The sequence below is a fragment of the Ramlibacter ginsenosidimutans genome (assembly GCF_016654015.1).
Taxonomy (GTDB): domain Bacteria; phylum Pseudomonadota; class Gammaproteobacteria; order Burkholderiales; family Burkholderiaceae_C; genus Ramlibacter; species Ramlibacter ginsenosidimutans.
This window is the reverse complement of record NZ_JAEPWM010000011.1, coordinates 37947-61845: the sequence shown is the minus strand read 5'-3', so window position 1 is coordinate 61845 and position 23899 is coordinate 37947. Positions and strand designations below refer to the sequence as shown.

The following is a 23899-nucleotide window of genomic DNA, read 5'->3' as shown; positions in this document are numbered from 1 at the left end:
ACGTCTTTCCTTTGTTGCACGAATTCCTTTGGAGCTGTGTGGCGCGGCCTATCGCAAGGCACTCCCGTCCATGCCCGACAAAGAGCTGATCGTCCGCTAGTGCCCCTAGCCGACGGTGAGTTCAGCCGTGCCCGATTCTCTGCCCGCCAATTGTCCCAACCTCTGTGGGCCACATTCGGGCTACCCTTTCACCTCGGCGCGAAGTGCCCTTCTTTCTCAAGCAGCAGCTCGTGGAGTTTCATTTGCAGAGTGCGGAGCACTGAACGGGCAGCGACGTAGAAGGTGTCGGCGTCCTTGCGGTCTGGTTCTTCTTCACTTGCGACCGCCTTGTCCCTCAGGTCTCGCAGCTTGTCGATCAACATTCGAGTGGGGTTGTCAATAACGCCTGCCATGCGAAGCGTGTATGCGTAAAATCCCGGCCCCTCTGGACCCTTGTGCTTTGGAAGTTTCCCAATGTGGATGATCTTCTGCATCGCGTCTTCCACAGAGCGGTATGCATCCATGATGCGCCAGCGCGGAGAGTCATAGTGAGTCTCAATGGGCGGGTCCACTTGAGCGGGCTCGGAAAGAGCCGGAGTACCAAACTTGGCTACGTTGCCCATGCCCTCAACTCGAACGGCTACGAGCTTTGCCTCCTTTGCGGCCTCAATGACTTCCTCGGAGAAGTCGGCCTTTATTCCGGCCGGCCCTTCCAGCTTGCGCAGCTTGCCAAGAAGGGCAGCGATCTTGCTCCGAAAGAGCAATGCGATAGCAACGGCCGCGACCGGCCAAGCTAGCGAACCCGCCAAGCTGCTCCAAAACTGCAACCAGTCCATTTTGCTTCCGCTGAGTTGCAGCATCGTACCTAAGAATCAGCCATACTTCGCGGCACCGTGCCCCAAGGGGAGGCCGTGCATGCGGTGGGAAAACGAGTACAACGCGTAGCGGGGCGCGAGCAGCTTTACCCTGGCGCGAATGAAGCCGGCGAAGGGGGTTGGGAAGCCTTTCACATCCCAGAGCGACGGGGAATACCTGATCGCAATTCTCAAGCGGCCCAAGCCGCAACTGCGGAATTCCACCACCGGCCAGCCGTAGGGTCGATGTGCCCGCTGCTAAGCAGCTTGGCCCAGCTGGCGGTCAGATCAGTCCGCTCTCCGCCATTGAGCAAGCAGTCCCTGGTGCCACAATCACATGATCGAGGACGCGTACCTCGATGACCGACAGTGCTTGCTTAAGCGTTGCGGTGAGCGCCTCGTCCGCTCTCGACGGTTGCACGGTTCCGCTCGGATGATTGTGCGCGAGGACTACGGCTGCTGACTCATGATGCAACGCTCGCTTCACAATCTCCCTCGGATACACGGATGTTTGCGTCAGCGTGCCGCGGAACATCACCTCCAATTCGATCAGCCGGTTCTGTGCATCTAAGAACATCACCGCGAACACCTCGTGCGGTACTCGCGCCAAGTGCAGTTGCAGAAACTGCTTCACAGCGTCTGGCGAACTGAAAACCTCCCTTGCGGATAACTGTTCGCCGACGGCGCGTCGAGCGAGTTCCAGTACTGCCAGCAGCTCCGTCCTCCGCGTTTCGCCCCCGAGAGCTCTTACATCAGCGACTTCGTCCACTGAGGCATACAGCAAGCCGGCAATCCCGCCGAACGAGTCCAGTAGATCTCTGGCCAGCGAGAGCACGGACCTTCCTGGCAAGCCCGTCCGGAGCAGCACTGCCACGAGTTCTGCATCTGTCAACGCCTTCGGGCCGGCGGAGAGAAGCCTGTAACGTGGTCGGACCTCGGATGCGAGCAGAGTCATTTGCAATTCGCCATCAGGGTTGAGGGACGCGCATACCCTCTGAAGACCCGCATACCGCAGCGAGTCGCACCATGAGAGCAGTCGTTGCTCCGAGTTCGGCGAGCAGCCATCCGAGCGCCTCCACCGCATCTGAGCTGATCGCCCTGTCTTCGCACTGCGGCGCCGCGTACGCCATCAGCGAGCCGACAGCCGACATTCCCAAATTGATTGCGGCTGCCGAAGCTTGTGCGTGCTCCGCGATTCTGCCCAGTACGGCCTGATCGGTGGCACGCACGTCGGGGGCTCCGCTGGCATCCACTTTCAGTTGCGGGAGCAGCTCAAACAGCTCCTGCATGTGACGCAGTGACTCGGGGAGGAGGTGCCGGGTGCCGCGACCAACGGGCACCATGCCTTGCTGTCGTTGCCTTCGAACCTTGCGCTCGCGTCGCGTTTTCTCAGGCTGCGGGGGCTGTGTTTCGGTGGTGTTTTCTTGGGGCATCCCCAGACATTAAAGCCAGCCCCTCACAATTCCTACCGCGCCGTATCCCGCTCCGAACTCTAACTTTCGTTTTACCGCCCGATCCAAAGCCGTCCACCACAGTCCAAATCAAAAAGGGGGTAGGAAAGGGAGTAAAAAAGCGCCATAGGGCTGAAACCCGCATGGCGCTTAGTATTTGTGGCGGAGCAGGAGGGATTCGAACCCTCGATACGGTGAAACCGTATACCGGATTTCGAGTCCGGCGCATTCGACCACTCTGCCACCGCTCCTGATTCGGTTCGCGTGGTGCGAAGCCCGGTAGTTTAACCCAAGCTCAGGGCGCGAGCTTCTCGGCACCGCCGAGATAAGGCCGCAGGGCCTGGGGCACCGTCACGCTGCCGTCCGCGTTCTGGTAGTTCTCGAGCACCGCCACCAGCGTGCGGCCCACGGCCAGGCCCGAGCCGTTGAGCGTGTGGACGAACTCGTTCTTGCCTTGCGCGTTCTTGAAGCGCGCCTGCAGCCGCCGCGCCTGGTAGGCCTCGCAGTTGGAGACCGAGCTGATCTCGCGGTACGTGTCCTGCGCCGGCAGCCACACCTCCAGGTCGTAGGTCTTGGCCGCACCCGCGCCCATGTCGCCCGTGCACAGCAGCATCACGCGGTACGGCAGCCCCAGCTTCTGCAGGATGGCCTCGGCATGGCCCGTCATCTGCTCCAGCGCCTCGTAGCTCTTCTCCGGATGCACGATCTGCACCATCTCGACCTTGTCGAACTGGTGCTGGCGGATCATGCCTCGCGTGTCGCGCCCGGCGCTGCCCGCCTCGCTGCGGAAACACGGCGTGTGCGCAGTGAGCTTCAGGGGCAGCTGCGCCTCGGGCACGATCTCGCCGCGCACGAAGTTGGTCAGCGTCACTTCGCTGGTCGGGATGAGATACAGGGCCTGCTGATCCTCCGATGCCAGGCCTTCCTGCCCGCCCTTGCGCACGGCGAACAGGTCCCCCTCGAACTTCGGCAGCTGGCCCGTGCCGCGCAGAGTCGCCTCGTTGACGATGTAGGGCGTGTAGCACTCGGTGTAGCCATGCTCCTGCGTCTGCACGTCCACCATGAACTGCGCGAGCGCGCGGTGCAGTCGTGCGACCTGGCCCTTCATCACGGTGAAGCGCGCGCCGCTGAGCTTCACGCCGGTCCCGAAGTCCAGACCGAGCGGCGTGCCGACATCCACGTGGTCCTTGACGGGGAAGTCGAACGCGCGCGGCGTTCCCCACTTCCGCACCTGCTGGTTGCCGTGTTCGTCCGCGCCCACCGGCACGCTCTCGTGCGGCAGGTTGGGGATGCCCAGCAGCAGCGCTTCCAGCTCCGGCTGGATCTGCTCCAGCCGCGCGGCGGATTCATCGAGCTGCGTCTTGCACTGCGCGACTTCCGCCATCACTGCATCGGCCGACTCGCCCTTGGACTTGAGCTGGCCGATCTGCTTGGAGAGCTGGTTGCGCCGGGCCTGCAGCTCCTCGGTACGGGTCTGGATGGTCTTGCGTTCCGCCTCCAGGCGCTGGAATGCCGCGACGTCCAGGTAGGGCTGCGGCGACTTGCGGGCCTCCAGGCGCGCGATCACCGAGTTCAGGTCTTTGCGAAGCAGGTTGACGTCGAGCATGTGGAAGATTTTATGCGGGGCGACACGATGCTCGCTCCAGTCCTGGAGAGCGCAGTGCTGGGGTTCGCCTGCGGCTCACCACCAGCCTACGGGTTTCGATTCAGCCGCCAGCGGATGATGGATTGCAAGTGATCAGGCCAGCGTGGCCGGATCGAGGTTCGCGCCGCACAGCACGAGCGCGACGATCTCGTCGCTCTGCGGCACGTACGCGCCCGTGCGCAGTGCCGCCAGGCCCAGCGCCGCGGCGGGTTCCACGGCCAGCTTGAAGTCCTTCCACAACGCGAGCTGCGCGTCGCGGATGGCCGCGTCGGACAACAGCAGCGCCTGCGGCACATGCCGCTGCGTGATCTCCCAAGGGATCGCGCCGATGCGCTTGGCGCCGAGCGAGTCGGCCGCGATGCCGCTCACCGCGACATCGACCGGTGCGCCCGCCTCGCGCGCGCGGAACAGCGTGGGCGCCAGTTCCGGCTCGAGCGCGACCACGCGGCTGCGGTCCTCGCACCACGCGGCCACGCCGGCGATGAGACCACCGCCGCCCACGCTCACGAGCACGCTGTCCGGCGGCTCGCCACCCTGCGCCTCGATCTCCATCGCCAGCGTCCCGGCGCCGGCGACCACCTCGGGCTGGTCGTACGCATGCGTGAGCAGCGCGCCGGTCGTGCGCTGCCTCTGCAGGCACGCTTCCAGCGCCTCGGCGTACACGGCGCCGGTCACGACGACCTCCGCACCCAGTTCGCGCAGCCTGGCCTGCTTCGCCGCGCTGCTCACGGTGGGCACGAACACCTCGCATTTCACGCCCAGTGCGCGCGCAGCCGCCGCCGTCGCGATGCCGGCGTTGCCGCCGGAGGCGACGATCACGCCGCTGGCAGGAATCCGGTTGGCGAGCAGGCGGTTGTACATGCCGCGCGCCTTGAAGCTGCCGCCCACCTGCAGCTGCTCCAGCTTGAGCCAGACTTCGGCGCACGCCACGCCCAGCGTGCTGCCCGCCACCTTCCACAGCGGCGTGCGCCGCACGAAGCCGCGGCCGTCGGTGGCGAAGCGTTCCGCGGCCGCCTCGATGTCGCTGCGCATCAAAGCTTCAGCCCCTTCGGCAGCGGGAACTTCACGGTCTCCACGATACCGTCCATTTTGCGCACGGACACCGCACCGAGCGCTTTCACGCGCGCGATGACCTCCTGCACCAGCAGCTCGGGCGCCGATGCGCCCGCCGTGAGGCCGACGCGCGCCTTGCCTTCCAGCCATTCGGCGCGCAGCTCCTGCGCGGTGTCGACCATGTAGCTTTCGACGCCCAGCTTGCGCGCGAGCTCGGCGAGCCGGTTGCTGTTGGAGCTGGTGGGGCTGCCCACCACGATCACCACGTCCACTTCGCGCGCCAGCATCTTCACCGCGTCCTGCCGGTTCTGCGTCGCATAGCAGATGTCCTGCTGCTTGGGCTGGCGGATGCTCGGGAAGCGCGCGCGCACGGCCGCCATGATCTCGGCGGCGTCGTCCACCGAAAGCGTGGTCTGCGTGACGACCGCCAGGCGCTCGCTCTGCGCCGGCTGCACGGTCGCGACATCGGCGACATCCTCGACGAGGTGGATCCCGTGGTCCACCTGGCCCATCGTGCCTTCCACTTCGGGATGGCCCTTGTGGCCGATCATGATGAACTCGTAGCCTTCGCGCGCGAGCTTGGCCACTTCGATGTGCACCTTGCTCACCAGCGGGCAGGTGGCGTCGAACACGTGGAAGCCGCGCTGCGCCGCCTCCTCCTGCACCGCCTTGCTCACGCCGTGCGCGGAGAACACCAGCGTCGAGCCGGGCGGCACTTCCGCGAGGTCTTCGATGAAGATCGCGCCCTTGGACTTGAGGTCGTTCACCACGAAGGTGTTGTGCACGATCTCGTGGCGCACGTAGATGGGCGCGCCGAATTTTTCCAGTGCGCGCTCGACGATGTCGATGGCGCGGTCGACGCCGGCGCAGAAGCCGCGCGGCTCGGCGAGCAGGATGCTGTCGGGGCCGCCCGGGCGCGAAGGTTCCTGCATCACAGCACCCCGATCAACTGGACCTCGAAGGTCACCGGCTGGCCCGCGAGCGGGTGGTTGAAGTCGAACAGCACGGCGTCCGGCTGCCCGTCGCCGTCCTTGTCCTCCCCCAGCTGCTGCACGGCGCCCGCGTACTGGCCCTGGCCGTCGGGCGTGGGGAACTGCACGACGTCGCCCACGTGGTAGCGCTCCAGCGGATCGCCCATCTGCGCGAGCAGCTTGCGCCCGACCCACTGCACCAGCTCCGGGTTGCGGTCCCCGAAGGCCTCACCCCGCGCGATCTCGAAGACGGCGCGCGTGCCCTCTTCCAGCCCCAGCAGGCGCTGCTCCACGGCGGGCGAGAGTTCACCCGTGCCCAGCGTCAGCGTCGCGGGCTTGTCGTCGAAGGTATTGATGATGTCCCCCGCCGGACCGGCCAGCCGGTAGTGCAGGGTCAGGAAGGAGCCCGGCTGGACGCGGGCGGGCGAGGTGCTCATGGAGGGGGCGTTCAATAGACCTCCATTGTAGGAAGCCGGGGCGGACGGCCGCCGGCAGGCGGGCGATGACCCCAGGGACCTGCCGCTCGCCGCGACGCCAGGGCCTGGCTCAGGGCCTGCAGGAGCGCTGAGGCCTCAGATGAGGCGGTTGCCGTACAGCAGCGTGATGTTGATGCGCCGGTTGAGGTAACCCTCGCGGAAGCGGGGACGGTCCGTCGCATGGAACAGGTCCGAGTCGAAGATGAGGGCGCGGTTGGCCCGGTAGGGATAGCGGGTGGGCGCGCTGCCGACGGAGGCCAGGTACTGCTGGATCACCGCCGGGTCGTGGTTGAAGCGCCGGAAGTCCCAGTCGCGCGGCGCCACGTGCTCGTACACCTGCAGTCCGCCGCCTTCGGGCTCGAGGTTGGCTTCGTCCTCGGTGATCCAGAAGTTCACGTTCACCGCCGCCTCATCGGCGTGCACGGCCAGCCCCGGCAGGCTGGCGTCGCATTTGAAGCCCCACATCATCTTCAGCGGATGGTCGCGGATCACACGCGGCAGGTGCGCACGCAGGTCCCAGGCCAGGCGCAGCAGCAGTTCGGAGCAGAAGCCGTCGTAGGCATAGGCGCCGAGGTAGCCGGGCTTGATGTTATTCCAGATGGTGCTCTCGCGGCAGAAGCGGCGCATCGCGGCGAGCGCATCGGCCGTGAGCAGGTTGTCCAGCGCCAGCACGTTCGGCTGCGCGGCGAGGTAGCGGTCCTGGATCGCCTCGAAATCGAGCTCAAGATTGATGATCCCCGCCGGCGGCACCCCGGCGGCCGAGATGTAGACGGGCCGCTTGTAGGTGCGCGCAACGAGCGGGTGCCGCTGCGCGTCGAAGCCCGCGAGCGAGTTCTCGTCCACCTGGCCGCGCAGTTCGGCCAGCAGCGCGCGGTAGTCCTGCAGCACGCGCTCGTACGCGGGAGGCAGCAGCCGGTTTTGCAGCAGGTACTCGAACTGCTCGCAGTCGTGCCGCAGCTTCACTTCGTTCACGCCCATGTCCATGGGCTCCAGCACGGGCTGCGGGTCCTTCTGCAGCGGCAGCGCGAGGTCACCCGTCCACGGCGCGCCGCGGCGCAGTTCCACGCAGCGCAGGAAGCTGCGGCTCGCCTCGGCGAGCTGCCCCAGTTCGAACTGCGTGAGCCCCAGGTTGAAGAAGGCTTCGGCGAAGGCGGGCTGCAGTTGCAGCGCCTTGTCGAAATGCGCCATGGCTTCGGCGTAGCGGCCCTGGTCCTTGCCGACCACGCCCAGCATGCACCACGCGTCCGCGTTGGCGGGCTCCAGCGCCACCAGCCGCGAGAAGGCCTGCTGCGCGGCGGGGAAGTCTTCCAGTTCATGGCGGATGGCGCCGAGCTGCAGCAGCACGGGCCCGGGCGGGGCCCCGCAGTCCAGCGCCTGCTCGTACGCGCTCGCCGCGGGCGCCAGCTGCCCGTCGCGGCGCAGGCGTTCGGCCAGTGCGACCCAGGTGGCCGCGTCGCGCGGGGCGAGTTCCAGCAAGGCGCGGCGCGCAGCGATGGCGTCGGCCAGGTCGCCCGCGGCATCCGCGGCGGCGATGCGCTGCTCCAGCGCGGACCTGGCGGCGCGGCCGCCTGCGAACAAGTTCTTGAGCAACACGATCCTGTGTCCTATTCCCACGCGGGGCCAGCCCCTCCTCACAGGGACCGCAGCGCGTGCAGTATAGGCTGCGGGATCGGCGCCGCCGTGCTGCGTCCACCGCTAGACTCGAACCGATGCCGTTGCTCGACTTGCCTGCCGATGCGCGTCCGCGCGAAAAGCTGCTCTCCCGCGGCGCCGGTGCGCTCAGCGACACCGAACTGCTCGCGCTGCTGCTGCGCACCGGGACTGCGGGTCGTGGCGTGTTCCAGATGGCGCAGGAGGTGCTCGATCGCTTCAGCGGCCTGGCCGGCCTGCTGCACGCGAGCGGCGAGGACCTGCGCGCCATCAAGGGCCTCGGCGGCACGGCCAAGCGCTCCGAACTGCTCGCGGTGCTGGAGCTGGCCCGCCGCGCGATGGCGGAGCAGTTGAAGGCCCGCGAAGTGTTCGGCTCCCCCGACGCCGTGAAGAATTACCTGCAGCTGCATCTCGCCCGCCGGCCGCACGAGGTATTCGCCGCCCTCTTCCTCGACGCGCAGAACCGGCTGATCGCCCTCGAAGAACTCTTCCGCGGCACCCTGACTCAGACCAGCGTGTACCCGCGCGAAGTCGTCCTCAAGGCCTTGCACCATCACGCCGCCGCCGTGGTGCTGGCCCACAACCATCCCAGTGGGACCGTGCAGCCTTCGCGCGCCGACGAGGCGCTCACGCAGACGCTGAAGGCCGCGCTCGCGCTGGTGGACGTGCGCGTGCTCGATCACGTGGTCGTCGCGCCAGGCCAGGCCTTGTCGATGGCCGAAAAGGGGCTGCTGTGAAGGCCCGGTCCTTGCAGGACCTGCAGGCGATCCGGCAGCGGCTGGCGGAGCAGGAACGCACCGCGCGCGAGCAGGCCGCGAAGAAAGCCGAGGCCGAGCGCCGCGCCGAAGTGGAGCGCAACCTGTTCCAGCGCGCCGCCGGCAAGGTGGCGCCGCTGCGCGAACACGGGCGCGTGCACCATCCACCGGAGCCGGTGGCGCCGGTCGCGGCCCAGCGCCAGCTCGATGACCAGCGCGTGCTCAAGGAGGCGATCAGCGACGAGTTCGATGCGTCCACGCTGCTGGAAGTGGACGAGGCCCTGAGCTTCCGCCGTCCCGGCGTGGGCATCGACGTCGCGCGCAAGCTGCGGCGCGGCTACTGGAGCATCCAGGCGGAGATCGACCTGCACGGCTTGCGCACCGACGATGCGCGCGAGGCGCTCGCAAGCTTCGTGCGCGAAGCCGTGCGCCAGGGCCTGCGCTGCGTGCGCGTGGTCCACGGCAAGGGCCTGGGCTCGCCAGGCAAGACGCCGGTGCTCAAGGGCAAGGTGCACGGCTGGCTGGTGCAGAAGGACGAGGTCCTCGCCTTCGTGCAGGCGCGCGGCGACGAAGGCGGCGCCGGCGCGGTGGTGGTGCTGCTGAAGCCCTCGGCCTAGGCCGGGGTGTTCCTCATCCAGTCGGCAGTCTGGAAGAACGACTCGCGCAGCCGCGCGCGCAGGTCCTCGGGCACGCCGGTCTCGCCCATCGCCTGGTCCATGCAGGCGAGCCACTGGTCGCGCTCGGCGATGCCGATCTTGAAGGGCATGTGGCGCATGCGCAGGCGCGGATGGCCGAAGCGGTCGGTGTAGTGCTGCGGGCCACCGAGCCAGCCGCACAGGAACCAGAACAGGTTCTGCCGCGCGCGCGCCAGCTCCGTGCCGTGCGCGGCCCGCAGTTCCTGGTACCCGGGCTCCAGGTCCATCAGGTCGTAGAAGCGCTCCACCAGCGCATGGACCTTCTCCTCGCCGCCGATCCACTCGTAGGGTGTCGCGTACGGCGGCTTCTGTTCGCTCTCCATCCGCCGATTGTCGCAGCGACGCCTATTCGGCCGCTTTGCGCAGGGTATCGACGACGGGCCGGCTCAGCACGCCGCGCAGTCCCCACCAGCCCGCCGCGAGGGCCAGCACCGCACCGGCCGCGGCGCCGGCGAGCGGAACCAACGGTGAAGCCGTCCAGGTGAAGTCGAACGCGTACTTCGCGAGCGCCCAGCCCACGACGGACGCCACGATGCCGGCGAGGAAGCCCGCGAGCAGGCCGACGCCGACCAGTTCCGCGCGCTGCACCTGCCGCAGCAGGCTGCCGCGCGCGCCGACGGCACGCATGATCGCGAACTCGCGGGCGCGCTCCTCGCGCGTGGCCGTCACGGCGGCGAACAGCACCACGACCCCGGCGGCCAGCGTGAAGCCGAAGAGGAACTCCACCGCGCGGATCACCTTGTCCAGCACGCCTTGGACCTGGTTGAGGGTCGCCGTCATGTCCACGTTGGTGATGTTCGGGAAGGCGCGCACCAGCGCGTTGTCGAAGCCGTGCTGCCCGGGCGCGCGATAGGCGGCCATGAAGGTCACGGGCATGTCGGGCAGCGCGCTCACGGGGTACATCACGAAGAAGTTCGCGTGCATCGAGCTCCAGTCCACCTTGCGCAGCGACGTGATCTTCGCCTCGCTGGTCGTGCCCGCGATGTCGAAGCGCAGCGTGTCGCCCAGCCTCAGGCCCAGCGTCTCCGCCAGGCCCGCCTCCACGCTCACGGCGCCCTGCTCCTGCGGCTGCCAGCGGCCGGCGACGACTTCGTTGTACGCGGGCTTCTGCGCGGCATAGGAGAGATTGAACTCGCGGTCGACCAGGCGACGGGCGCGCTCGTCGGGGAAATCCTCCGGGCCTATGGTGCGTCCGTTCACCGCGACCAGGCGGCCACGGAACATCGGATACCAGTCCAGCCGCTGCACGCCGGCGCGGTGCAACTGCTGCAGGAAGGCCTGGCTCTGGTCCGGCAGCACGTTGATCACGAAGCGGTTCGGCGCATCGGGCGGCGTCGACTGGCGCCAGCTCGCGATCAGGTCCGTGCGCAGCAGCACCAGCAGCACCAGGGCCAGCAGGCCGACGGCGAGCGCACTCGTCTGCACGACCGCGTAGACGGGCCGGGCGCTGATCTGGCGCGTGGCCAGCACCAGCCAGCGCGGCGCGGTCGCCTCGTTGACCACGCGGCGCAGCAGCTTGACCGCCACCCAGCTGAGGCCCGCGAACACGAGCACGGCGCCGGCGAAGCCGCCGACCGCGATCGCGCCGAGCTTCAGGTCGCTGCTGGCCGCGAGCAGCAGGGCCGCGAAGCCCGCGACGCCGATGCCCAGCACCAGCAGCGACGCCGGCCGCAGGTTGCCGACGTCGCGCCGGATCACGCGCAGCGGCGGCACCTGCGCGAGCTGCAGCACCGGCGGCAGGCCGAACGCGAACAGCAGCGTGAGGCCCACGCCGACGCCGAACAGCACCGGCCAGGGTCCGGGCGCGGGCAGCGCCGTGTCGACGAAGCCGCCGAGCAAGGCGATGAACACGAAGTGCACCGCGTACCCGAGCACCACGCCCAGCAGGCTGGCCGCCATGCCGACCGCGCCGAATTCGAAGGTGTAGCTCCAGGCGATCGTGCGCTGGCTCTGACCCAGCACGCGCAGCATGGCGCAGTCGTCCAGGTGCCGGCTGGCGAAGCCGCGCGCCGCCAGCGCCACGGCCACCGCGCTGAGGAGCGCCGACAGCAGCGCGACGAGATTCAGGAATTTCTCCGCGCGGTCCAGCGTCTGCTTCATCTCCGGCCGGCCGCTCTCGAACGACTCGAGGCGCACGCCGTGCAGTTCGGGCCGCTTCACTTCCGCCGCGGCCCAGGTCGAGAAGCGCGCCACCGCGCGCTCGTCGCCCGCCACGGCGAAGCGCCAGCCGACGCGGCTCGCGGGCTGCACCAGGTGCGTGGCCGGCAGGTCGCCTTGGTGGATCATCACCCGTGGCGCGAAATTCACGAAGCCGGTGCCGCGATCGGGCTCGGTGGTGATCACGCGCGTGATGCGCAGTTGCGCGTCGCCCAGCAGCAAGGGGTCGCCGACGTGCAGGCCGAGCGCCTCCAGCACCGCCGCATCCACCCACGCTTCGCCCGGATGCGGCACGTCGCTCGTGGGCGCGCCCGGAGCGTCGGCACGCTGCGCCGTTTCGAGCTTGCCGCGCAGCGGATAGCCTTCACGGACGGCCTTGAGCGCGACGAGCCGGCTGGCACCGCCTTGCGGATCGGGCGCGCGCGCCATCGAGGGGAACAGCAGCGAGTCCACCGAGCGCAGCCCGAGCGCGCGCGCCTGCGCGATGAAGGCCTCGGGCGTCGGTGCATCGCTCACGATCACGGCGTCGCCCCCGAGCAGCGCGCGCGCATCGCGCGCGAGCCCGGATTTCAGCCGGTCCGCGAAGAAGCCCACCGCCGTGAGCGCCGCCACCGCGAGCGTCACGGCTACGAGCAGCAGGCGGAGCTCGCCCGCGCGCAGGTCACGCCGCAGCGTGCGCCAGCCCAGGGCCGCGGCGTGAAAGCGCGTCACTGGGCGACGCTCCGCGCTGCGCGACCAGCGATTCGCCTCCAGGCGCAGCGGCGGCTCATGCGCCGGCCGAACGCAGGCGCTGGCCCGCGAGCTCGGGCTGCAGCACCAGGCGCTCGGGCGCCGTGTAGCAGAGGAAGTGGCGGCCCGTCGCACGCCCCACGGTGCACAAGCCCACGCGCTCGGCGATCTCGTAGCCCATCTGCGTGGTGCCGCTGCGCGACAGCACGATGGACACGCCCATCTGCGCCGACTTGATGACCATCTCGCTGGTCAGGCGCCCGGTCGTATAGAACACCAGCGGCTCCTGCTCGGTCGCCGCGTCGTGCCCATGCAGCCACATCCAGCCCGCGATGGTGTCGATCGCGTTGTGCCGCCCCACGTCCTCCACGAACAGCAGCATGCTCTCCCCACGGAACAGCGCGCACCCGTGCACCGAACCGGCGGACTTGTACGTGCTCTCCTGCAGGCGAATGGTGTTGACGATGCCGTACAACTGCGCCTGGGTGAGGCGCGCCGGCGGCAACACGAGGCTGTCGACCTCTTCCATCAGGTGGCCGAAGACGCTGCCCTGCCCGCAGCCCGTGGTCACGACGCGGTGGGCCGTGCGTTCCTCGATGCGTTCGATGCCGCTGCGGGTCTTCACGGCGGCGGCGCCGACCTCCCAGTCCACCGTCACCGAGTCCACGCTGTCCAGGGCGTCGACCAGCCGCTGGTTGCGCAGATAGCCCAGCACCAGCCATTCCGGATGCGCGCCCAGCGTCATCAGCGTGACCAGCTCGCGCTTGTCGACGTAGACGGTCAGGGCCCGCTCCGCCGGAATGGAAACAGTCTCCCTCTCGCCATGCTCGTTGACGATGGACACGCTGCGGGTCAGCGGCGCGCGGGCGTCGGTGAGGACGGGGCGGGTCATGGTCCAAGGCTACCGCAAATGGAAGGGACTGCGCGGCGGTGCGGGAATGCCGGTCGCGCCGGGACCTGTCCCGGCGCGCGCCGGGTTGCACCCAGGTGCCCGCTTCAGGCTCAAGGGCACGGCTTTGCGGCGGTTGAAGCGGCAATCGTAGGCTGGTGGTGAGCCGCAGGCGAACCCCAGCTTGCTGCGCCACGCTGGATCGCTGGGGTTCGCGTTGCTCACCGCCAGCCTACGAACGCCCGTCGCGACGGCCCGTCTTCTTCCCGCAGGGGCCCGACTGCTCATCGTCGCGGCAGGCGGCGTGCGGTGCAGGCCCGCATGAAGGGCATCGCCTGGAAGCCGGTCCGGGCGGCGGAGCGCGGTTACGAGAGCGCAGCGTATCGAACCGCGCGTACGTTTCATGCTACCGCGGCACTTGTCCGAGCAGAGAGTTTGGCCGCGAACAGCGGCCAAACTCTCTGCGAGTTGTGCCGCGCGACGCCGCCCGGACCGGCTTCCAGGGCAGTCGGCGCGCGCAGCCGCGGACCGATGCCCAGCGGGCCTGCACCGCACGCCGCCTGCCGCGACGCCCACCGGCCTCCGCAGAGCGCACGTCTCAAGCTCCGCGGAACCACAAAACAAAAGGCCAGCCGCGCGGCTGGCCTCCCGGAAACGAAAAGCGCTTGCCGAAATGCGCTTACTTGCTCGCGGGGGCGCCCGTCTTCCCCGAAGTCATGCTGCCCGACTCGGCGCGGACGCTCGGCGGACTGGTCGCATTGCCCGCGGGCGAGTGCGCCTCGGAGCTCTCCAACGGCTTCTGTGCGGCCGGCGTGTACGCGAACGGACCCGGGTCCGCGCAGGGCGGAATGGCGGGTGCGGGGTTCGTCACCGCGGCCACTGGAGTGGAGCCGCCCTGCGATGCGGTGGCGGGAGTCGCCACCGGCATCTTGCTCGCCTCAGCCGCTCCCGACGCCGCCTGGGCCGCGGCCTGGGCAGCCTGGGCGGGATGGCTTCCCTTGTACTTCGCCGCGATGCGGTCCTGCACCTTGCACTGCAAGTAGGCATCCACCTTGGCTTGCCAGGCGGTCTTCGCGGCGGCCTCGGCGGCCTTGGCCTGGGCGGCTTCGTCGGGCGGCGGGAGCTTGGCCAGCGCCAGGCTGCAGGCAACCAGGGCGGCCGCGGTGATCATGCTGCGTTTCATCGTCTCGTTCTCCTCAGGCGGGCCGCACGTTGTCGGCGGGGCCGTCCGCCGCGATCAGCGGCTTGCTCCGTTGCGCAGGGACGCGCCCGGCCTGGATGTCCTCGTACCAGTACGCGTGGTGCTCGCGCGCCCAGGCGTCGTCCACGGTGCCGCGCCGCATGGCGGTGTAGGCGCCGCGCATGCCGATGGTCCCGATGTAGATGTGGCCGAAGAACATCACCAGCATCAGCACGGTCGAGACGTTGTGCACCATGTGCGCCAGCTGCATCGTGCGGCGCTCGTAGACCAGTCCAGGAATCAGCTTGTCCATCACCAGCCCGGAGGCCACGACGATGGCGCCCAGCAGCAGCACGCCACCCCAGAACACCACCTTCTCGCCCGCATTGAAGCGGTGCGAAGGCAGCTCCTTGCCACTGAGCATGCCGCCGAAGTGCAGCAGCCAGCGCAGGTCGCCCTTTTGCGGCAGGTTGTCGCGCACGAAGGTGAGGAAGATGATCACCAGCGACACGGCGAACAGCGGGCCGGCGAAGTTGTGCAGGTTCTTCAGCAGGTACGTGAGGTAGCCGAACAGGGTCTGGCCGATCACGGGCAGCAGGAAGAACTTGCCGAACGCCATCACGATGCCCGAGATGCCCAGGCACACGAACGCGATCGCGTTCGCCCAGTGCGCGGCCCGCTCGAACGGCGTGAAGCGTTCGATGCGGCGCGGCCCGTCACCGATCTCGTGGCCCAGCGGCCCCTTGACGAAGTAGAAGATGGCCAGGGCCAGCAGCGCGATCACGAGCAGCGCGCCGCCGTAAGGAATCAGCCAGCGGTTGCGCACCTCGCGCCAGGCTTCCCCCGCGGTGACGTAGCGCGTGCCCGGATACGCGACCGGCGCCTGGATGAGGACGCCGGCCTCCGGCGCTTCCGACTTGGGCAGGCTGCTGTAGCCTTCCATGCCGCGCTGCACGCCGCGCCACATCGGCGCGTTGTTGCCCGGCTGGACGCGGTTGCGCTGGCCGTTGGTCTGGTCGAGGTAGCCCGGCTCGCTGGAAGCGTCGCGCTTCACCTCGGGCTTCACCTCGAAGATGTTCTGGCCCTGGATGCCGCCGGGGCCGGCGCCGGGAGTTGCGCCGGGAGGCAGGTCCTCGGGTGCCACCTTCGCCGGCGGCGTGGTGGTCGACGCTCCGCCGGCCGGCACCGAGTTGACCGACTGCGCGAGCGCACCGCCGGCGAGCGCGGCGCTCAAGGACGCCGCGGCCAGGAGCTCAAGGAACCTTCGCATACTCGTTCTGCCCCTGCATGGTCCGCACCTTCATCTCCTGTTCCCAGCTGTTGCGGTCACCCGCTTTCCAGCCGGCCGCCGTGAAAGGCGGTGGTCGGTTGGTGCCGTTGTAGGGGGCGGCGTCGCTCTTGATGCCGCTGGCGGTCTGCTCGCGCTCGGCGCAGGCGGACAGGGCCAGCGTCGCGAGGGCGAGGCACAGGACGATCACGCTCTTGTTCATGACTTGGCTCCATTCGGCTGGCCAGCCTGCTTGGAGCCGTAGGCCGTGCCCCAGCCCCACACTTCCGCGCCGCGGCCGCGCTTGACCACGCGGTTGCGGAAGATGTCGGCCACCACGTCGCCGTCGCCGGCGAGCAGCGCCTTGGTCGAACACATCTCCGCACACGCGGGCAGCTTGCCTTCGGCCAGGCGGTTGCGCCCGTACTTGTCGAACTCCGCTTGCGAGCCGTTGGCCTCGGGCCCGCCGGCGCAGAAGGTGCACTTGTCCATCTTGCCGCGCACGCCGAAGGCGCCCTGCGCGGGGAACTGCGGGGCGCCGAACGGGCAGGCGTAGCTGCAGTAGCCGCAGCCGATGCAGGTGTCCTTGTCGTGCAGCACCACGCCTTCTTCCGTGCGGTAGAAGGTGTTGGTGGGACAGACCGCCATGCAGGGCGCGTCCGAGCAGTGCATGCAGGCCACCGAGACCGACTTCTCGCCCGGCACGCCGTCGTTGAGCGTCACCACGCGGCGGCGGTTGACGCCCCAGGGCACTTCGTTTTCGTTCTTGCAGGCGGTGACGCAGCCGTTGCATTCGATGCAGCGCTCGGAGTCACAGATGAATTTCATTCGGGCCATCGTGTTCTCCTGGGATTAAGCGCGCTGCACGTCGCAGATGGTCGTCTTGGTCTCTTGCATCATGGTGACGCTGTCGTAGCCGTACGTGGTGCCGGTGTTGACCGCCTCCCCGCGCACGATCGGCGCAGCGCCGTTCGGGTAGTACGCGAGCAGGTCCTGGCCCTGCCAGCGTCCCGAGAAGTGGAACGGCATCCAGACCGTGTCGGGCCCCACGCGGTCGGTGACCAGCGCCTGCACGTTCAGGTTGCCGCCCGTGGGCGTCTTCACCAGCACGCGGTCGCCGTTCTTGATGCCGCGGTTCGAGGCCGTCTGCGGATTGATCTCGACAAAGGACTCCTGCTGCAGTTCGGCCAGCCAGGGATTCGAGCGCGTCTCCTCGCCGCCGCCCTCGTATTCGGTCAGGCGGCCCGAGCTGAGGATGAGCGGGAATTTCTGCGCCAGCTTGTCGTCGACGTTCTTCTGCTGCAGCGACTTGTACAGCGTGGGCAGCCGCCAGAAGGCCTTCTTGTCGTCGTGCGTCGGGTACTTGGCGACGAGGTCGGGCCGCGTGCTGTAGATCGCCTCGCGGTGCTGCGGGATCGGGTCGGGGAAGTTCCACACCACCGCCCGCGCCTTCGCGTTGCCGAAGGGGTGCACGCCGTGGTTCTTCATCGCGACGCGGATCAGGCCGCCGGACAGGTCGGTCTTCCAGTTCTTGCCTTCGGCCGCGGCCTTTTCCGTGTCCGTCAGTTCGTCCCACCAGCCCAGCTTCTTCATGAAGACGTGGTCGATCTCGGGATAACCGGTCTGGATCTCGCACCCGACCGGGGCGGAGCCGTCCTCGGCCAGCAGGTTCACGCCGTCCTTCTCCACGCCGAAGTTGGCGCGGAAGCAGCCGCCGCCCTGCATCACGTGCTTGGACGTGTCGTACAGGTTGGGCGAGCCGGGATGCTTGAGTTCGGGTGTGCCGTAGCAGGGCCACGGCAGGCCGAAGTAGTCGCCGGCAATGTCGTAGCCGGTTTCCTTGTCGATCACGCTGCCCTTGGCCTTGAGCGTCTTCACGTCGAAGGCCGCCATGTTGCGCATGTGCGCCTTCAGCCGTTCCGGGCTCTGTCCGGTGTAGCCGATCGACCAGTTCGACTTGTTGATCTCGCGCAGGATGTCCTCGGGCAGCGGCTCGTCCATGCCCTTGACCTGCTGCATCTTGTAGTTCTTGACCAGCTCCTTGCCGAAGCCCAGCTTGTCGGCGAGCTGGTACATGATCATGTGGTCGCTGCGGCTTTCCCACAGCGGCTCGATCACCTTCTGGCGCCACTGGAGCGAGCGGTTCGACGCCGTCACCGACCCGCTGGTCTCGAACTGCGTGGTCGCCGGCAGCAGGTAGACCGCCCGGTTCTGATTCAGGTCCTTGGGGTCGCCGGGCATGGCGGCCATCGCCGCGGTGGCCGAGGGATACGGATCCACCACCACCAGCAGGTCCAGCTTGTCCATGGCCCGCTTCATCTCCAGGCCGCGCGTCTGCGAGTTCGGCGCGTGGCCCCAGTAGATGACGCCGCGCAGGTTGGAGTCCTGGTCGATCAGCTCGTTGCGTTCCAGCACGCCGTCGATCCAGCGCGACACGGTCATGCCGGGCTTTTCCATCAGGGCCTTGGAGGCGTAGCGGCCCTTGAGCCAGTCGTAGTCCAATCCCCAGACCTTGGCGTAGTGCTTCCACGAGCCTTCGGCCAGGCCGTAGTAGCCAGGCAGCGAGTCGGGATTGGGGCCGACGTCGGTCGCGCCCTGCACGTTGTCGTGGCCGCGGAAGATATTCGCGCCGCCGCCGGACACGCCGATGTTGCCCAGCGCCAGCTGCAGGATGCAGGTGGCGCGCACCATCGCGTTGCCGATCGAGTGCTGCGTCTGGCCCATGCACCACACGATGGTCGAGGGCCGGTTCATCGCCAGCGTCTGCGCCACCTGCAGGACCTGCGCTTCCGGCACGCCGCAGGCCTCCTCGACCTTGTCGGGCGTCCACTTGGCCATCACGTCCTCGCGCACCTTGTCCATGCCGTAGACGCGGTCGTTGATGTACTTCTTGTCTTCCCAGCCGTTGTTGAACACGTGGTACAGCACGCCGAACAGGAAAGGGATGTCCGAGCCGGAGCGGATGCGGATGTACTGGTCCGCCTTGGCCGCCGTGCGCGTGAAGCGCGGGTCGCACACCATCAGCTTCAGGCCGTTTTCGCGCGCGTGCAGGATGTGCAGCATGGAGACCGGGTGCGCCTCGGCCGCATTCGAGCCGATGTACAGCGCCGCCTTGCTGTTCTGCATGTCGTTGTACGAGTTCGTCATCGCCCCGTAGCCCCACGTGTTCGCCACGCCGGCGACCGTGGTGGAGTGGCAGATGCGCGCCTGGTGGTCGCAGTTGTTGCTGCCCCAGAGGCTCACGAACTTGCGCATCAGGTAGGACTGCTCGTTCGAATGCTTGGACGAGCCGATCCAGAAGACCGAGTCCGGGCCGCTCGCCTTGCGCAGGTCCTGCAGCCGGGTCGAGATCTCGCTCAGGGCCTGGTCCCAGGAGATGCGCTGGTACTTGCCGTCCACCAGCTTCATCGGGTAGCGCAGGCGGAACTCGCCGTGCCCGTGCTCCCGCAGCGCCGCACCCTTGGCGCAGTGCGCGCCCAGGTTGATCGGCGAGTCGAACACCGGCTCCTGGCGCACCCAGACGCCGTTCTCCACCACCGCGTCGACGGCGCAGCCGACCGAGCAGTGCGAGCAGACGGTGCGCTTGACCTCGACGCGGCCTGCACCGACGGCGGCATCGTTGTCCTTGGCCCTCGCCTTCTTCACCAGCGCCAGTTGCGAGGCGGCGATGCCGACCCCGACACCCAGTCCCGAGCGCCGCAGGAAGCCGCGCCGGTCCATGGTGGGCAGGGCCGCCGACAGGCCGCGCTGCAGGCTGTGGACCAGGGGCGAGCGTGCTTGCGCCTGGGTCGAACCCGTTTTCTTCGTGAGCAACATGATCCCTCCGATCAGAGGAGCGTGGTCTTGTAGTACCGCTTCACGTGCTCCGAGACGCGGTAGCCGCCGCCGTTCTCGGGCGGGGGCACGGGCCGGTCGGCCTCGGCGGTCTCGGGCGTGGAAGTCTTGGGAAGCGTGACGACGGCAGCGGTCGCGGCAGTGGCGACGGCGGCTCCCAGCATGAAGCCCCGGCGAGAGGGCTTGCTGCGGCTTTCGGACATGGTGGTCTCCTGAAGCTCTTATGAAGGTCTCTTCATACTGTAGTGGAGCACCCCGAGCGCGGCAACGTGCGCGTGGCGAAACAGCTCAGGGTAAACGCGCAGCCGACAGCACGCCGACAGCTTCCATCGCGACGCGAGGCATGGCCTAGGGGAATCACTCATCTCCTCGCGCCACGGCGAGGGAATAAAACGCGCGCGGCGCGTTCAGCCCAACAGGTCGAAGCCCTGGGTCTCCACGCCGGCGAAGGCGCGGGTGAAGTGGGCGACCTGCGCATAGAAGCGCGCCCTGGGATGCGCCGCGATGGCATCGCACAAGGGATCGACCCAGGGCTGCAGGTGCGTGGTGAAGAACTCGCGCTGGCGCGCGAGATTGGCGACGGCGGCGTCGTCCCCCGCAATCAGGTAGCGCATCACCTCGCACTCGTAGGCAATGTGGTCCTCGGTCTCGGGCATGGCCTCGTCGCGGCCCAGGCCGAGCTGCGCGAGCGTGTCGCGCAGGCGCGCCAGCGGCTTCTCGTTGAGGAAACCACCCAGGTAGTGCGAGCCGAACAGGAAGATGTCGGGCTTGCCGACGCCGCCGAACAGCGCGTCGTATTCGCCGGCGATCGCGCGGTCGTCCAGCTCGCGCGCTACGCCCACCAGCTGGCGCCAGGGCTCTTCGAGGAAGGCGCCCTGCGCCGGCGCATCGGTCACGGCGACGCGCAGCGACGCGAGCAACTCGGGCGGGGGCGGCGCGTAGTAGAGCTGCGCGAGGAGCCCGTAGATCTCGGCGCGCGCGATCTCCTCGTCCAGCGCGCTGGTGGTCGGGATGGGTTCTTGCATCAGGAGGCTCCGCCTTTCGCTGCGGCGTTCGCCTGGGGAACGGCCGCGCGACTCATGAATCGGTGATGCGCGACTCGTTCTGGGACGAGAAGATGTCGATCACGCGGCAGTCGCCGCACATCTTCAGTCGCTCCAGGGCCGCGCCCTGGAACATCGCGTGGCCGGCGAGCTTGCCGATCATGAGCTCGATGCCCTTGAGCGTGCCGAACGGCTTGCCGCAGCGGATGCAGCCGAAGGGCTGCGCTTCGTTCAGCACGCGCGGCTGCTTGCGCTCCGGCGTGAGCAGCAGCCGTGGCTGGAGGCTGATGGCGCTCTCGGGGCAGGTCTTCTCGCACAACCCGCACTGCACGCAGTTCTTCTCCACGAACCGCAGCTGCGGCGCGGTCTGGTTGTCCTGCAGCGCGCTGGCGGGGCAGGCGCCCACGCAGCTCATGCACAGCGTGCACTTGTCCTTGTCCACACTCACGGAACCGAACAAGGCGCCTGTGGGCAGCGCGATGCTCTCGGCGCGCACTGGTGCCTGCTCGGCCAGGTGGTCGAGCGCGAGATCGAGGGTCGTGCGCTTTTCGGCGGACACGGCATAGCGGGCGCGCACGCGCGGCACGGTGCCACCGCGGCGCGCGAGCAGGCGCAAGTCCTGGTCCAGATCGGCGGCGGCGCGCGCACGCAGCAGGCTGAAGTGGCTGCCCTCGTAACCCAGGCCGGCCAGGATCGCCTCGGCCACCTGCATCTGCTGCTCCAGCGCGTCGAGGTACTGGGGCGCTTCCTCACCCGTCGTGAGCAGCGCGACGTGCGACGCACCTTGCGCGACGGCGGTCAGCCACAGGTCGATGCCGGTGCTGGCGACGTGCCAGACCGGCACCGGAATGACGTTTGCGGGCACGCCCTCGGCGGCGCCCACGCGCGCGGCGCGCCCGACCGCCTCCACCATCGCCTGTCCGCTTTCCTGGCTGTGGAGCAGCAGCACGGGCGCCTTGCCGCCCGCGGCCTCGTAGGTGGAGAGCAGCGTGCGCAGCTTCGTGCCCTGCTCGCCGGCGCGCGGATACGCGTAGGTCATGGCCCCGGTGGGGCAAACGGTCGTGCAGGCGCCACAACCGACGCACAGGTTGGGCTCGACCACGACCTGCTGGCGCGACTTGTCGCTGCGGATCGCCTCGGCCGAACAGATGTCGATGCAGGCCGTGCAACCCGTCTGCTCGTTGCGGCTGTGGGCGCACAGCTTCTGCTTGTACGCGAAGAAGCGCGGCTTCTCGAATTCGCCGACCAGCTCGCGCAGTTTCAGCACCACGTCGAGTGCTCGCGGCCCTTGCGCCTCGGCGGACGGCAGGTGGAAGTAACCCTGCGGCAGTGCATGCCGCAGGAAGGCCGGCTGTTCCCGCAGGTCCAGCACGAGGTCGAAGCGCTCGGTGTGCGGCACCGGCGTGCGCGTGAAGTCGATCGCTCCGGCGACGCCGCAAGCTTTCACGCAGGCGCGGTGGCTGCGGCACGCCTGCAGGTCCACCTGGTAGTCCAGGCCGATCGCCTGCTCGGGACAGGCCTCGACACAGGCATTGCAGCGCGTGCACAGGTCGAGGTCGATCGGGTTGTCCTGCGACCAGGCGAAATCGAACGCACCCAGCCAGCCGGCGAGGCTCTCGATGCGGCCGCCCACGACGGGGAACTTGCGTTCCTGCGCGCCGCTGCCGCCGCGCGCGAACACGGTGACGTCCAGCGCGTCGCCGACGAGGCCGGCGAAGCGCTCGGCATCTTGCATGGGACCGATCACCAGCAGCCGGCCCGCGCTCTTGTACGTGACGGTGGCGACCGGCTCGGGCTCGGGCAGCCTGGCGGCCGCGAGCAGCGCGGCGAGCTTGGGCATGGCGCTGCGCGCGTCCTTGCTCCAGCCGCCGGTCTCGCGGATGTTGACGAAGCGGATCGGCGAGACGGCGCCTTCGGTTTGTCCGGCCAGCTCGCCGAACAGCCGTTTCTCCTGCGTGCAGGCGACCACGACCTCGTCGCCACTGCGGATCGCCTGCTGGAACGCGCCCGCCTCGCGGCGGCACAGCGTCGAGTGCAGGGTCAGGGATTCATCCAGAGCCCGCCCCAGGGCCTTCGGGTCCAGGGGCATCGTCTTGTTGCAGTCGCAGATCAGGGTCGGCATGGTCTTGGGCCGGCGGTAATGCTTGCGCGGTCCGGGTGCCGGACTGTGCCACGGATTCGGCAGCCGGCGCATCCGGACTTGCGCTGGCGGCGGGGACATTCTCCCCCTCCGGCGCTTCTTCGTTGGCGAAGAAGCCGAGGAACTTCGCGCTGGCGAGTTGCCTGAGCATCTCCGGCGGCAGCGGGTCCGGCTTGTTGTAGTCGTCGATGTAGACGTCCAGCCGGTCCATCACATTGAAGTGCGGGTCGCTGAACAGCTTCTTGAAAGCGGCGTTCTTCACCTCCGGCGCGACGTCGGGGCGGACGAAGCGGGTGAAGTCGGAGGCGGGGGTGAGGGCTTGGGCGTCTTCGAGCGTGGGAGGCGGCGGGGGCTCCCCCTCACCCCCACCCTCTCCCCGGGGGGGAGAGGGAGACTGCAGTTCGCCCTCGACGGTGAGGAGCTCTTCACTCCCTCTCCCGCTTGCGGGAGAGGGCTGGGGTGAGGGCATCGGCGGGTCCAGCTCCTTCGCCGATTCCGCCTCCGGCTCCGCCCCCTTGCCCTTGCGCACCGCCACTTTCCGCTGCGACCACCGGCTGAAGAACCCCTCACTCATGGCCTTCACCCCCTCCGCGCTTCTTTTCCGTGGTCACCGACGCGGGCTGCCCGAAGCGGTCTTCCAGCCGGCGGAAACTCTCCGGGCGCTTGCGCTTCTTCGGCTCGGGCACGTAGTGCTCCTCGGCGAACAGGCGCATCCACTCCACCACTTGCGGCGGCGCCGGCACCTGCTCGACGGTCTCCTGCGCATCGAGCCAGCGGCCGGCCTCGTTGTAGCTGAGGGTCACGATCAGCGGACGCGGGATCGGCTCCTGCGCCACGGTCGCCGTGTCCTCCATGCGCCACAGGACGAACCACGCGGGCGCCGGCGTCGTGACGTTCAGGTAATAGCCTTCGGCCTCGTCGCGGAACAGCTCGACGCGCAAACCCGGGTGCAGCCAGCGCTCGCCCTGCGCGTCGCGGTGCAGCAGGCGCGGAGCGTCGCCCGCGATGCCCTCGCCGGGCACCACGTCCTCGAGCTCCCAGCGCCAGGGCTGCCAGCGGCTGGAGGTGGGCAGCTTGCGCAGGATCACCGCGACGTCGATGCCGGGGCGGTCTGGCATGCGGCCCTCGCCT

The 23899-nt window shown here is 68.5% G+C and carries 23 protein-coding genes and 1 tRNA gene; 2 read left to right on the top strand and 22 right to left on the bottom strand.

What is annotated here, in order from left to right:
• Positions 1 to 188 precede the first annotated feature (188 nt).
• From JJB11_RS21325 to JJB11_RS21285, 9 genes are all read right to left on the bottom strand, one after another.
• Positions 189 to 839, bottom strand: a complete 651-nt coding sequence (locus tag JJB11_RS21325; protein WP_201176346.1) for a hypothetical protein — start codon at positions 837 to 839, stop codon at positions 189 to 191.
• 277 nt (positions 840 to 1116) lie between these two features.
• On the bottom strand, positions 1117 to 1794 hold the full coding sequence (gene radC, locus JJB11_RS21320) for a RadC family protein (protein WP_201965010.1): 678 nt from the start codon (positions 1792 to 1794) through the stop codon (positions 1117 to 1119).
• 7 nt (positions 1795 to 1801) lie between these two features.
• Positions 1802 to 2266, bottom strand: coding sequence for a hypothetical protein (locus tag JJB11_RS21315; RefSeq protein ID WP_201176344.1), 465 nt, complete (start codon positions 2264 to 2266; stop codon positions 1802 to 1804).
• A 178-nt stretch (positions 2267 to 2444) separates the two neighbouring features.
• Positions 2445 to 2535: transfer RNA gene (locus JJB11_RS21310), tRNA-Ser, on the bottom strand.
• Positions 2536 to 2579: 44 nt separating this feature from the next.
• Complete coding sequence (gene serS / locus JJB11_RS21305; protein ID WP_201176342.1) at positions 2580 to 3890, bottom strand: serine--tRNA ligase; 1311 nt, start codon at positions 3888 to 3890, stop codon at positions 2580 to 2582.
• A 132-nt stretch (positions 3891 to 4022) separates the two neighbouring features.
• Entirely contained in the window at positions 4023 to 4961 is a 939-nt protein-coding gene (locus JJB11_RS21300) for a threonine/serine dehydratase (protein ID WP_201176340.1), read from the bottom strand.
• Positions 4961 to 5914, bottom strand: coding sequence for a 4-hydroxy-3-methylbut-2-enyl diphosphate reductase (gene ispH / locus JJB11_RS21295; protein ID WP_201176338.1), 954 nt, complete (start codon positions 5912 to 5914; stop codon positions 4961 to 4963). The genes JJB11_RS21300 and ispH overlap by 1 nt, the downstream gene beginning before the upstream one ends.
• Complete coding sequence (locus JJB11_RS21290; RefSeq protein ID WP_201176615.1) at positions 5914 to 6390, bottom strand: FKBP-type peptidyl-prolyl cis-trans isomerase; 477 nt, start codon at positions 6388 to 6390, stop codon at positions 5914 to 5916. The genes ispH and JJB11_RS21290 overlap by 1 nt, the downstream gene beginning before the upstream one ends.
• Positions 6391 to 6525: 135 nt before the next feature.
• A complete protein-coding gene (locus JJB11_RS21285) occupies positions 6526 to 8022 on the bottom strand; it encodes a tetratricopeptide repeat protein (protein ID WP_201176336.1) in 1497 nt (498 codons plus the stop codon).
• Between the two features lie 116 nt (positions 8023 to 8138).
• On the opposite strand from JJB11_RS21285, the gene radC (JJB11_RS21280) reads away from it, so the two are divergent.
• Positions 8139 to 8816 carry a RadC family protein gene (gene radC, locus JJB11_RS21280; protein ID WP_201176334.1) on the top strand — a complete coding sequence of 226 codons (678 nt, stop codon included), beginning with the start codon at positions 8139 to 8141 and terminating at the stop codon, positions 8814 to 8816.
• Positions 8813 to 9451: a Smr/MutS family protein gene (locus JJB11_RS21275; protein WP_201176332.1), complete on the top strand. Its 639-nt coding sequence runs from the start codon at positions 8813 to 8815 to the stop codon at positions 9449 to 9451. The genes radC (JJB11_RS21280) and JJB11_RS21275 overlap by 4 nt, the downstream gene beginning before the upstream one ends.
• On the opposite strand, the gene JJB11_RS21270 is transcribed toward JJB11_RS21275, so the two are convergent.
• From JJB11_RS21270 to JJB11_RS21210, 13 genes are all read right to left on the bottom strand, one after another.
• On the bottom strand, positions 9448 to 9852 hold the full coding sequence (locus tag JJB11_RS21270; RefSeq protein WP_201176323.1) for a group II truncated hemoglobin: 405 nt from the start codon (positions 9850 to 9852) through the stop codon (positions 9448 to 9450). The two genes, JJB11_RS21275 and JJB11_RS21270, sit on opposite strands and share 4 nt — an antisense overlap.
• 22 nt (positions 9853 to 9874) lie before the next feature.
• Positions 9875 to 12397, bottom strand: coding sequence for an FtsX-like permease family protein (locus tag JJB11_RS21265; protein ID WP_201176320.1), 2523 nt, complete (start codon positions 12395 to 12397; stop codon positions 9875 to 9877).
• A gap of 55 nt (positions 12398 to 12452) precedes the next feature.
• The gene (locus JJB11_RS21260; RefSeq protein ID WP_201176313.1) at positions 12453 to 13307 is read right to left on the bottom strand and encodes a formate dehydrogenase accessory sulfurtransferase FdhD; all 855 of its coding nucleotides are present in this window, start codon (positions 13305 to 13307) and stop codon (positions 12453 to 12455) included.
• Positions 13308 to 13983: 676 nt separating this feature from the next.
• On the bottom strand, positions 13984 to 14487 hold the full coding sequence (locus JJB11_RS21255) for a hypothetical protein (RefSeq protein WP_201176311.1): 504 nt from the start codon (positions 14485 to 14487) through the stop codon (positions 13984 to 13986).
• 13 nt (positions 14488 to 14500) lie between these two features.
• A complete protein-coding gene (locus JJB11_RS21250) occupies positions 14501 to 15754 on the bottom strand; it encodes a formate dehydrogenase subunit gamma (protein WP_201176308.1) in 1254 nt (417 codons plus the stop codon).
• Positions 15738 to 15974, bottom strand: a complete 237-nt coding sequence (locus JJB11_RS21245; protein WP_201176295.1) for a hypothetical protein — start codon at positions 15972 to 15974, stop codon at positions 15738 to 15740. The genes JJB11_RS21250 and JJB11_RS21245 overlap by 17 nt, the downstream gene beginning before the upstream one ends.
• Positions 15971 to 16588: a formate dehydrogenase FDH3 subunit beta gene (fdh3B, locus tag JJB11_RS21240; RefSeq protein WP_201176293.1), complete on the bottom strand. Its 618-nt coding sequence runs from the start codon at positions 16586 to 16588 to the stop codon at positions 15971 to 15973. The genes JJB11_RS21245 and fdh3B overlap by 4 nt, the downstream gene beginning before the upstream one ends.
• Positions 16589 to 16603: 15 nt before the next feature.
• Entirely contained in the window at positions 16604 to 19567 is a 2964-nt protein-coding gene (locus tag JJB11_RS21235) for a formate dehydrogenase subunit alpha (RefSeq protein WP_201176291.1), read from the bottom strand.
• A gap of 11 nt (positions 19568 to 19578) precedes the next feature.
• Positions 19579 to 19788 (bottom strand): twin-arginine translocation signal domain-containing protein, encoded by a 210-nt coding sequence (locus tag JJB11_RS21230; RefSeq protein ID WP_201176289.1) that lies wholly within the window; start codon positions 19786 to 19788, stop codon positions 19579 to 19581.
• A 204-nt stretch (positions 19789 to 19992) separates the two neighbouring features.
• Positions 19993 to 20610, bottom strand: a complete 618-nt coding sequence (locus JJB11_RS21225; protein ID WP_201176280.1) for a TorD/DmsD family molecular chaperone — start codon at positions 20608 to 20610, stop codon at positions 19993 to 19995.
• Positions 20611 to 20662: 52 nt separating this feature from the next.
• Positions 20663 to 22750 (bottom strand): 4Fe-4S dicluster domain-containing protein, encoded by a 2088-nt coding sequence (locus tag JJB11_RS21220; protein ID WP_201176275.1) that lies wholly within the window; start codon positions 22748 to 22750, stop codon positions 20663 to 20665.
• On the bottom strand, positions 22677 to 23342 hold the full coding sequence (locus tag JJB11_RS21215; protein WP_201176274.1) for a DUF3306 domain-containing protein: 666 nt from the start codon (positions 23340 to 23342) through the stop codon (positions 22677 to 22679). Before JJB11_RS21215 ends, JJB11_RS21220 begins: the two co-directional genes overlap by 74 nt.
• A complete protein-coding gene (locus JJB11_RS21210) occupies positions 23335 to 23886 on the bottom strand; it encodes a DUF3305 domain-containing protein (RefSeq protein WP_201176273.1) in 552 nt (183 codons plus the stop codon). The genes JJB11_RS21215 and JJB11_RS21210 overlap by 8 nt, the downstream gene beginning before the upstream one ends.
• Between the last annotated feature and the right edge of the window lie 13 nt (positions 23887 to 23899).

What these genes read in the sequence shown, in the direction of transcription:
- serS (WP_201176342.1), bottom strand. Translation starts at nt 3,890, where the DNA reads ATGCTCGACGTCAACCTGCTTCGCAAAGACCTGAACTCGGTGATCGCG.
- JJB11_RS21290 (WP_201176615.1), bottom strand. Translation starts at nt 6,390, where the DNA reads ATGAGCACCTCGCCCGCCCGCGTCCAGCCGGGCTCCTTCCTGACCCTG.
- radC (WP_201176334.1), top strand. Translation starts at nt 8,139, where the DNA reads ATGCCGTTGCTCGACTTGCCTGCCGATGCGCGTCCGCGCGAAAAGCTG.
- JJB11_RS21315 (WP_201176344.1), bottom strand. Translation starts at nt 2,266, where the DNA reads ATGCCCCAAGAAAACACCACCGAAACACAGCCCCCGCAGCCTGAGAAA.
- JJB11_RS21260 (WP_201176313.1), bottom strand. Translation starts at nt 13,307, where the DNA reads ATGACCCGCCCCGTCCTCACCGACGCCCGCGCGCCGCTGACCCGCAGC.
- JJB11_RS21225 (WP_201176280.1), bottom strand. Translation starts at nt 20,610, where the DNA reads ATGCAAGAACCCATCCCGACCACCAGCGCGCTGGACGAGGAGATCGCG.
- JJB11_RS21210 (WP_201176273.1), bottom strand. Translation starts at nt 23,886, where the DNA reads ATGCCAGACCGCCCCGGCATCGACGTCGCGGTGATCCTGCGCAAGCTG.
- JJB11_RS21230 (WP_201176289.1), bottom strand. Translation starts at nt 19,788, where the DNA reads ATGTCCGAAAGCCGCAGCAAGCCCTCTCGCCGGGGCTTCATGCTGGGA.
- JJB11_RS21215 (WP_201176274.1), bottom strand. Translation starts at nt 23,342, where the DNA reads ATGAGTGAGGGGTTCTTCAGCCGGTGGTCGCAGCGGAAAGTGGCGGTG.
- JJB11_RS21270 (WP_201176323.1), bottom strand. Translation starts at nt 9,852, where the DNA reads ATGGAGAGCGAACAGAAGCCGCCGTACGCGACACCCTACGAGTGGATC.
- fdh3B (WP_201176293.1), bottom strand. Translation starts at nt 16,588, where the DNA reads ATGGCCCGAATGAAATTCATCTGTGACTCCGAGCGCTGCATCGAATGC.
- JJB11_RS21250 (WP_201176308.1), bottom strand. Translation starts at nt 15,754, where the DNA reads ATGCGAAGGTTCCTTGAGCTCCTGGCCGCGGCGTCCTTGAGCGCCGCG.
- JJB11_RS21235 (WP_201176291.1), bottom strand. Translation starts at nt 19,567, where the DNA reads ATGTTGCTCACGAAGAAAACGGGTTCGACCCAGGCGCAAGCACGCTCG.
- JJB11_RS21220 (WP_201176275.1), bottom strand. Translation starts at nt 22,750, where the DNA reads ATGCCGACCCTGATCTGCGACTGCAACAAGACGATGCCCCTGGACCCG.
- JJB11_RS21300 (WP_201176340.1), bottom strand. Translation starts at nt 4,961, where the DNA reads ATGCGCAGCGACATCGAGGCGGCCGCGGAACGCTTCGCCACCGACGGC.
- JJB11_RS21245 (WP_201176295.1), bottom strand. Translation starts at nt 15,974, where the DNA reads ATGAACAAGAGCGTGATCGTCCTGTGCCTCGCCCTCGCGACGCTGGCC.
- JJB11_RS21255 (WP_201176311.1), bottom strand. Translation starts at nt 14,487, where the DNA reads ATGAAACGCAGCATGATCACCGCGGCCGCCCTGGTTGCCTGCAGCCTG.
- JJB11_RS21325 (WP_201176346.1), bottom strand. Translation starts at nt 839, where the DNA reads ATGCTGCAACTCAGCGGAAGCAAAATGGACTGGTTGCAGTTTTGGAGC.
- ispH (WP_201176338.1), bottom strand. Translation starts at nt 5,914, where the DNA reads ATGCAGGAACCTTCGCGCCCGGGCGGCCCCGACAGCATCCTGCTCGCC.